The organism is Lamprocystis purpurea DSM 4197 (genome assembly GCF_000379525.1).
Lineage (GTDB): Bacteria > Pseudomonadota > Gammaproteobacteria > Chromatiales > Chromatiaceae > Thiodictyon > Thiodictyon purpureum.
Genome location: NZ_KB902378.1, coordinates 1 through 8,490, shown reverse-complemented (window position 1 = coordinate 8,490; position 8,490 = coordinate 1). Strand labels below are relative to the sequence as shown.

The 8,490-nt window shown below is 65.4% G+C and carries 7 protein-coding genes; 2 read left to right on the top strand and 5 right to left on the bottom strand.

The genetic code is table 11. From position 1 onward, the window contains the following. A partial coding sequence (locus A39O_RS0104170) for a helix-turn-helix domain-containing protein (protein WP_020503450.1) occupies positions 1-304 on the top strand: 304 nt, incomplete at its 5' end. A gap of 166 nt (positions 305-470) precedes the next feature. Here the strand turns inward: A39O_RS0104170 and A39O_RS0104165 are convergent. Both A39O_RS0104165 and A39O_RS31910 read right to left on the bottom strand, forming a co-directional pair. Next, positions 471-722 (bottom strand): hypothetical protein, encoded by a 252-nt coding sequence (locus tag A39O_RS0104165; RefSeq protein ID WP_020503449.1) that lies wholly within the window; start codon positions 720-722, stop codon positions 471-473. A gap of 28 nt (positions 723-750) precedes the next feature. Beyond that, on the bottom strand, positions 751-4,149 hold the full coding sequence (locus tag A39O_RS31910; RefSeq protein WP_020503448.1) for an HAD-IC family P-type ATPase: 3,399 nt from the start codon (positions 4,147-4,149) through the stop codon (positions 751-753). 202 nt (positions 4,150-4,351) lie between these two features. Between A39O_RS31910 and A39O_RS42520 the strand changes: the two genes are divergently transcribed. After that, positions 4,352-4,441: a PGF-CTERM sorting domain-containing protein gene (locus A39O_RS42520; protein WP_245561765.1), complete on the top strand. Its 90-nt coding sequence runs from the start codon at positions 4,352-4,354 to the stop codon at positions 4,439-4,441. 128 nt (positions 4,442-4,569) lie between these two features. Here the strand turns inward: A39O_RS42520 and A39O_RS0104155 are convergent, their stop codons facing one another. The 3 genes from A39O_RS0104155 to A39O_RS40260 form a co-directional block, all read right to left on the bottom strand. Then, entirely contained in the window at positions 4,570-5,658 is a 1,089-nt protein-coding gene (locus A39O_RS0104155) for an AI-2E family transporter (RefSeq protein ID WP_020503447.1), read from the bottom strand. Positions 5,659-5,784: 126 nt separating this feature from the next. Further along, complete coding sequence (locus tag A39O_RS0104150; RefSeq protein ID WP_020503446.1) at positions 5,785-7,392, bottom strand: alpha/beta hydrolase; 1,608 nt, start codon at positions 7,390-7,392, stop codon at positions 5,785-5,787. Between the two features lie 145 nt (positions 7,393-7,537). Then, positions 7,538-7,687 carry a hypothetical protein gene (locus A39O_RS40260; protein ID WP_020503445.1) on the bottom strand — a complete coding sequence of 50 codons (150 nt, stop codon included), beginning with the start codon at positions 7,685-7,687 and terminating at the stop codon, positions 7,538-7,540. Positions 7,688-8,490 lie beyond the last annotated feature (803 nt).

Below are 8,490 nucleotides of genomic sequence, written 5' to 3'. Positions count from 1 at the left end.
CCTATTCAACGCTGCCGAGGTGCTGACCTTGACCCTGGATGGACGGATGGACGAAGGGCAGCCCATCCCCGCGCCCTCGCTCGCCCCCGACGCACTGTTGATTGCCCCCAGCGCCCGCATCCAGGCCGCACTGCTGGTGCGCCGGGCACGCGCGGATCGCCCCTTCGCCGAACTGGCCCGTGCCCTGGACACCTCCTGGCCCGCGGCCAAGCGACTGGAGGACCCGCACCATTCCCCAACCCTAAGACGACTGGAGCGGGCCGCCGCCGCGCTGGGCAAGCGACTCGTTCTCGCCTTTGAGTAGAGCCTCTAGCGGTCTCCTCAACCCACTGAACTGAAAAGTCGCCCGGCGGAGAGGCCCAAAGGCGCCAGGCTCAATTAAGTCTGGATTTGCTGGTCGCCCCCAGAGCGCAGATGCCCCAAAAGATTCGGACCAATCAAGTCTAGCCGACCGGTTGCCGCCAGGGCGATCAGCGGACCGGCATCCAGCAATTCCAAATTTGGGCGGCATCGCGCGATCCCTGGTGGATGCGGCGCGCGCGACCGTCGTGCCGGGCCCCTGACACCGAGCGGCGCGCCTTATCCACCCTACAGCGGAGCCGGTTTTGTAGGGTGGATAAGCGCAGCGCATCCACCATCAGCCTCGCGGCCGGCACGCTGTTGGCGGCGGCCACCCAAATTTGGAACTGCTGACCGGCATCCGCGATGACGATAAGGTCCATGTGACACCAGGCGCCGCGGCGCTCGTTCTCAGGTACTGGGCCGCGGTCCTCGCGGGGACGCCACCCACCGCACCACGGCCTTTTCCAACTCGACGACCAGGAAGATGCCGACCCCGATGCCGACCGGCAACAGCCAGTCGCTTGCGGCCAGCGGCGCCGTGTGGAACCAGCGATTCAGGAACGGGGCATAGACGAAGAGGAGTTGCAACAGGACCAGCACCCCGACGGCTATCCAGACCACGCGGTTGGTGAACCACAGACTGATCCGCAGGCCCGAGGCGTGCAGGAACCGGCTGTTGAACAGGAAGAACAACTGCCCGAATGCGAGTGTATTGACCGCCATGGTCTGGGCCGCGGCCACCGAATAGCCGCGCCCCTCCTCGAATAGAAAGACGGCGGTGGTGGCCGCGCCGATCAGCACCGAGACCAGGGCGATACGCCAGATGAAATACCAGCCCAGGATGGGCGCACCCGGCTGCCGCGGCGGTCGGCTCATGACGCCTGGTTCGGAGGGCTCGAAGGCCAGGGCCAGGGACAGGGTGACCGCGGTCACCATGTTGACCCAGAGGATCTGTACCGGGGCCAGCGGCAGGGTGAAGCCGAACAGGACCGCGGCCAGGATGACCAGGGCCTGGGCGCCGTTGGTCGGCAGCAGGAACAGGATCGACTTCTGCAGGTTGTCGTAGATGGTGCGGCCTTCCTCGATGGCCCGTTCGATCGACGCGAAGTTGTCGTCCGCCAGCACGATCTCGGCCGCCTCCTTGGTCGCCTCGGTCCCCTTGATGCCCATGGCGATGCCGACGTCGGCGCGCTTGAGCGCCGGGGCGTCGTTGACCCCATCGCCGGTCATCGCGACCACCTCGCCATTGGCTTGCAGGGCCTGGACCAGCCGCAGCTTATGCTCGGGGCTGGTGCGGGCGAAGATGGCGTATTCGGCGACGATGGTTTGCAGTTGCGCGTCGCTGGCGGCCTCCAGTTCGGCCCCGGTGACGGCGCGGTCGTCGGTGGTGATGCCCATCTCGCGGCCGATGGCGCTGGCAGTGCCGGCGTGGTCGCCGGTGATCATCTTCACCGCGATGCCGGCCTGGCGGCAGGCGGCGATGGCCGTGATCGCCTCCGGTCGCGGCGGATCGATGATGCCGACCAGGCCCAGGAACACCATTCCCTGCTCCACATCGGCGACCTCGAGGTCGTCCTTGTCCGCTGCGACCTCGCGGTTCGCGGCGGCCAGCACCCGCAGCCCCTGGGCGCTGAGACGGGCGATCTGGGCCTCCCAGAAGGCGCGGTCGAGCGGTTCCTCGGCGCCGTCACCGGCGCGCTGGCCGACGCAGCGCTCGAGCAACCGGTCGGGCGCGCCCTTCATCAGGATGCGCCGGCCGCCCGCGGGCAGCCGGTTCAGTGTGGCCATGAACTTCAGATCGGAGTCGAACGGCACGACGGCCAGGCGCGCGTACTCCGCGGCGGCGAAGGCGGCCTTGTGGGCGAGGGTGCGCAGCGCGCCCTCGGTCGGCTCGCCGATGACCCGCCAGTGACCGTCCTCCTCGGCGATCTCGGCGTCATTGCAGACGGCCATGACCTCGATCAAGGCTTGCAGGTCCGAGTGGGCCGCGACGTCGATCGGCTGTCCGTGGAGCGACAGGTGTCCGTCCGGGGCATAGCCGATCCCGGCCGCGTCGTATTGATCCACCCGGGTGACCACATGGCGCGCCGTCATTTCATTGCGGGTGAGGGTACCGGTCTTGTCCGAGCAGACCACGGTGACTGAGCCCAAGGTCTCGACCGCCGGGAGTTTGCGGGTGATGGCGTTGCGCCGCACCATCTTCTGAACGCCGAGCGCCAGTGTGATGGTCATGATGGCGGGCAGGCCCTCCGGGATGGCGGCCACGGCAAAGCCGATGGTCGCCATCATCAGCTCCTCGACGCCGAAGCTGTGCAGGAACCAGCCGATCAGGACCATCGCCACGGCCATCCCCAGGATGATCACCGAGAGCACCCGACCGAAGGCGGTCATCTGCCGCGTCAGCGGGGTTTCCAGGGTCTCCACCTCCGCGATCAGCCGGTTGATCCGGCCCAATTCGGTGTGGGGTCCGGTGGCGGTCACGACCCCGGTGCCCTGTCCGGCCGCCACCAGGGTGCCCGAGTAGGCCATCCCGCGCCGATCGCCGATGCCGGCTGTATCGTCCACCGGCTCGCTGCCCTTGGTACTCGGCACCGACTCGCCGGTGAGGGCGGATTCCTCGATGCGCAGATTGACCGTCTCGAGCAGGCGCAGGTCCGCCGGTACCCGGTCGCCGGCCCGCAGGCGCACGATGTCGCCGGGGACCAGCTCGGCCGATTCGACCTCCATCCAGTGCCCGCCGCGGCGGCTGTGAGCGTGCAGCGAGAGCATCTTGCGGATGCCCTCCAGGGCCTCCTCGGCCCGACCCTCCTGAATGAACCCGATGACGGCGTTGATGACCACCACCGCGAGGATCACCCAGGTGTCGATCCAGTAACCCTTGAGCGCCGTTGCGGCCGCGGCGGCGATCAGGATATAGATCAGGATATCGTTGAAATGCTTCAGGAAGCGCTTGATCGGTCCATCCTTCGGCGGGCTCGGGAGCCGATTCGGACCCACCGCCGCGAGGCGCTTGGCCGCCTCGGCGGCCGTCAGGCCGTCCGCCGTGCTGTGCAGTGCGTGCAGGACCGCGTCGCCCTGCAGGGCGTAGGGGTCGCCGAGGTCGAACGCACCGGGGGCCGCCGCCGCCCGCGCGGGCTCCCCGTCAACCCGTAAGTCGAAGCGATACAACAGCAGAATACAGAGACCGACACCCGCCAGAAACCAGTCCGGTCCGATCAGCCAGAGTACGAACGGGATTGCCAGCAGAAAGCCGCGGGTGCCGCGGTGGTAGTGGCCGCCGCCGCGATTGAGGGTGTCGGCAACCTGGTCGATGTCGGAACCAGTGAAATGTTCGGACGGCAGGTTGATCAGAAAGCCCGTGTGGTTGTAGTAGCGCAGCGCCAGCAGGAAATGCAGGAAGGCGTAGGCGAAGATGGCTGCAAGCAGCAGCAGCTTGAACTGCACCAGGCCCGGACCGCTCGGTGCCAGACTCAGCGACTGCGACAGGCCGCCCAGTTCGAGCCGGTCGAAGGCCACCCCGACGACACCGAGGGCGACCACGATGGCGGTGGACGCGAAGAGTGTTGCGGACATCACCCAATTGCGCAGGGTCTGGACGGCCAGGATGTCCCGGTCGCCGGCGCGTACCGTCGCGACCCAGGCCCGGCGCAGCCGGTTGGAGCGGCCGCGATAAGTCCGCTCCGGCTCCCGGTGAAAGATGCGCCATAGATAGACGTGATAGGCGATCAGCAGGGCAAGACCCAAGCCATCGGCGGCCCAGGCCAGCGCTGGACGATCGAGCCCGGCGAGCAGGGTTGCGAATTGCATCGGTTTCTCCTCATCAATCCCGCCGGATTGAGGGTTGGCGCAGTGATGACCTCAGCGGCCACTCTCGCGGGCAGGTGGGGGCCACGGATGTCCTTGCAAGGGGGTTGCCAAGGTTTTGCCCGAGCGGTAAAGTCGGACAATAACCGGCCGTCATGGGGTCGGTTTGACGAGGTATTTCAATGGCAAATCGAGAGGTTATTTGATGAAGATTTCATTGTTTGCGCTCGTTGGGATGCTCGTCGCCGCGCCCGCCTTGGCCTGGCGCGACGTGACGCCGCAAGAACGGCCTTGATCGTAATCCCGGCCGGCGGCATGCGTAGTCAGGGCTTCCAGCCCTGACGGTGTCAGGCCAGGATGGCCTGACTACGCACCCGGTGAGCCCAAGTGGTCGGAATCTTGATCGAGGCCCGCACGCGGCCCTCAATCCTCTTTCACGGTCGCATCCGGCTCCGCTGCCGGGGCGGCGCCCTCGGGCTCCTCGGTGATCGCCGGCCCCATCAGGATGGCGAGCGGTCGGGTATGCGGGCTCGCATCGAGCGCGATGATCAGTGCCGTGGTCAGCGGTACGGCCAGGAACATGCCGACGGTGCCGAACAGCCAGCCCCAGACCAGCAGAGCGATGAATACCGCAAGTGTGGAGATGCCGAGCCCCTGACCCATGATCCGCGGCTCGATGACATTGCCGATCGCGGTGTTGATCACCAGGTAACCGGCGGCCACCATCAGTGCCGTGGCCAAGTCAACCTGTACCAGTGCCAGCAGAACCGCCGGAATCATCATCAGGATGTTGCCGACCACCGGCAGGAAGTTCAGGAAGAAGGCCAGCACGGCCCACAGGATGGCGAAGTCGATCCCGAAAAACCACAGCAGCAGCCAGACACAGACGGCGGTGGCGAGACTGGTCAGGGCCTTGATTTGCATGTAGCGATTGATGTTGTCCAGCATCCGCTGCAGCCGCGCCTCGCCGTCCTCCGTGATGTGAAAGGCCGCCCGCAGCTTCGGCGCCATCGTTGGCACCTCAAGCAGGATAAAGATGACGGTGAGCAGCACCAGCAGCCCGGTCGCGAAGACCCCGCCGGCGCTGGACAACAATCGCGGCACCAGGGCCGTGAGCTTGCTCGGGTCCATCAGGTCCGTCGCCGCCGCGGCCGGGTTGTCGACGCCGGTCCCCGCCATCAGGCCGCCGAAGTGCTGGGCCAGCAGCGCGAAGCGTTCCTGATAGCCCGGGAGGCTGTCCTTGAAGCCCTCGAGCGCCCCGGTCGTCACCAGCGCCAGCAGGCTGCCGATATCAAGCAGCACAAACGCGATCACGAATAGCGCGCCCCATTTCGGCACGCCTTTGCGGCGCATCCAGGCCAGCGCCGGGGTGGCGACGATCGCGATGAAGATGGCGAGCAGGATCGGCGTCAGCAGCGGCGCCGCGGTCTTCATCAAGGTGATGACCAGCGCGACGGCCCCGGCGATGATCAGACCGCGGGCGGGTGGACTGAAGGTGGATAGCACATTCATAGCGGCGATGGCTCCTTAACTGGGAACAGGGTTGATCTCTCTACACGGAAGCTTGCACTCGGGTGAGCGACTCACGCAGACAAAGCCGGACCTGCTGGTCTACATCAGTGGGCGGGGGTTCGCCGTTCATTCGAAGAGCGTCTTTAGCCGCGCCACTTCGGCGTCGCTCCAGCCGGGTGGTTCGGTCAGCGGCAGCCATGCGTCGATGTAGTGGGCCGGCGCGAATTCGTGACCGAAGCCTTTCGGGGTAACGCCCGCCACCATGTCGGCAACCAGTTGCAGCATCGTCACGAGTGGAAACCAGCGCAGGTCAGGCGACACGTCGGGGCCGCGGGGTGCCTGCAGCCAATCCGGCTCACGCCACGCCGACTGCGGACTGAAGAAGGTGATCGGATCGCTCGCGTACTGGAGGAAGGCGATCCGAAAGGCCCCCCAGGGTTGATCGCCGCTGGCCAATCCGCCGTCCTGGTTCATGAACCGTACCACCGCCCCACCACGAAAGCGGGGCAGCCACGCGGGCGATCCGGGATCGCGCTGATCGGTCATGCGCCGCCAGGCGTCGTTGCGGAAGGGCGGGCCGCTCCAGAGTGCGCCGTTGAATGGGTCATCGATGATGTCGTAAAGATCGAACGAAAGATCGGAATTCAACGAACCCAAACTCAGACCGTTGAGGTATAGCCTTGGCCGCGCGTCGCGGGGCAGGCTACGCCAATAACCATAAACCTCCGAGAACAGGACGCGGGCCATCTCGGCGCCATACGCGCCCTCGGTCAGCAGCGCGAGCGGGCTGTTCAGATACGAATACTGGGCCGCCACCGTGGCAATGTCGCCACGATGCAGGTACTCGACCGGATTCTGCGATGATGCATCGACCCAGCCGGTGCCGGTCGGTGTCACCAGCAGCAGTATCGAGCGTTCGAAGCCGCCCACGCGCTTCAACTCCTCCAGTGCCAGACGTGCTCTCTGCGCGGGACTGTCGGCTGAGTTCAAGCCGACATAGACGCGAATCGGCGCCGGCATCGGGGCCGAAAAAAAATAGCTCAGGTCTTCGGCGTCGGGTCCGCCGGCAACGAAACGGCGGCCCTGGTGGCCGAGGTCTTCCCAATTGATCAGGGAAGCCTGACTACCGGTCTGGTCGGGACGAGTCGGACGCGGCAAATCGTCCTGAATCAGCGCATCGAGTTGCTGAAACGAACGATCGGCCACACGCAGCAGGCTGCTCAGCAAGACGCCGTCGATCACGGACCAGAACAGCGCCACGGCAGCAATAATACCCAGGAGATGCGAAATTCTCGGCGGCACGAAACGCCGCAGTTTGACCGAAAGAATCCGAAACACCCAGCGGAACAAGCGCGCGAGCGCCAGCAGGACCACGAACAACAACACCGCGATCAGGCCGAGCATCAATGGTTGCAGGCCGGCTGACTCCTCCATGCCCATCATCTCGCGCAGCGCGTTCTGCCAAGAGGTCGCCTGCCACAGAAAACTCACCGCGACAAACAGGCAGAGCAGTGCTGCGATGGACTTGATGATGATCGCGGTACGCAAGCGCCACACCGGCAGTTGCAGATAGTTCCACAGGGCTACCGTGGCAACGCCGAGACCATAGCCGGCCGAAAATGACAGGCCGGAAAGAATACCCTGAATGAAAAACGGTCTTGGCAGCAGCGAAGGCGCCAGCGAAAAGGCAAAGAAAACGGTCCCGACGAGTAAACCAACTATGTTTAGATACATTTAATTCGTCATCACACTGAGTCAGCGCGGTCAATCGGAGAGCGGGCGTCCCGCCCGCATCCCAGGTTTGGCCGCAATTTTTCTCAAGGCGTCAGATACGCCCACCGCGGCTCGGCGGTCGGAGGCCAAGGGCGCCAGGTCAGGGCTAGGCGGCCGTGGGGAATTCGCCCGCGACCTGGGTGGTTCGGAACATCAGCCAGAGACCCAACACCAAGGCGATCACCTCGGCGGCGAGCATCTGCACCTCGATCTTCACACCGTGAAGACCGTCAACGATTTGCTGCATCATACTCATGACTGACGCCTCGACCGCGTGGTGCGGTCCGTCTGGGGGAGTGATCGAAACGGAGCCGGGAGGCCCAGATCCGGATTTAGGAAACAACCGGGTCGTAGATAGTGTCAAAAGAAAGCCAATAAAGCGACCTGCCGGGACTACTGAGACATTTGCGCTGCGGCGTTTTTCGCGGACGCGCCGGGACCGGGGTCGGCGTCAGGCGGGCTGACGCACAGGCATTTCCTGGCGCGCACCGATGACATCGGGTCGCTGCGGCGCCTATTTGAGAATCATTCTCAACATCTCTGTTCTGCGGACAGCCGCACCCGCAGGCGACGCGTTGGCGGCCTGACCGCAAGCGGTGGAAACCGCGATTAGCCGGTCGCGGGGATGGGTTGAACCAGCGAACGCATCTGCGCGGGGCGACCGGCTTTGACGTGTCCCAGCGCCATGGCCATCATGACCGCCAGCGCCAAGCCGACGCGCGTCTGCATCTTGGCCNGNCCGCGAATGAAATGCCGCTCGAAGCCGAAGCTGTTATCGATGCGGTTATTGATCCGNTCCAAGGCGCTNCGGCGGTTGTAACCGCGCTCCCAACTGGGACTGCCATANGGCGTCGGCACGAAGATGCGCCGATCATGGTCGGCGAGGCTGATGCGCACGATGCGCCCNTNGTCGCCGGGCGTGACCCCGCCCGCCTGATGGCACCGTTCACGACCCTGGCAGTCGAGCCCAAAGGCCGCGGCCGGACAGCGGTATTTGAGGGTGTCGCGATCGGCCTCGAACCCCTGGAAGGCCAAGTCGCGTTGCACGCCGGTGGCCGG

Bases quoted from the DNA above. Each gene is read 5' to 3' on its own strand.
- A39O_RS0104165 (WP_020503449.1), bottom strand. From the start codon at position 722: ATGGACCTTATCGTCATCGCGGATGCCGGTCAGCAGTTCCAAATTTGG.
- A39O_RS31910 (WP_020503448.1), bottom strand. From the start codon at position 4,149: ATGCAATTCGCAACCCTGCTCGCCGGGCTCGATCGTCCAGCGCTGGCC.
- A39O_RS42520 (WP_245561765.1), top strand. From the start codon at position 4,352: ATGAAGATTTCATTGTTTGCGCTCGTTGGGATGCTCGTCGCCGCGCCC.
- A39O_RS0104155 (WP_020503447.1), bottom strand. From the start codon at position 5,658: ATGAATGTGCTATCCACCTTCAGTCCACCCGCCCGCGGTCTGATCATC.
- A39O_RS0104150 (WP_020503446.1), bottom strand. From the start codon at position 7,392: ATGTATCTAAACATAGTTGGTTTACTCGTCGGGACCGTTTTCTTTGCC.
- A39O_RS40260 (WP_020503445.1), bottom strand. From the start codon at position 7,687: ATGAGTATGATGCAGCAAATCGTTGACGGTCTTCACGGTGTGAAGATC.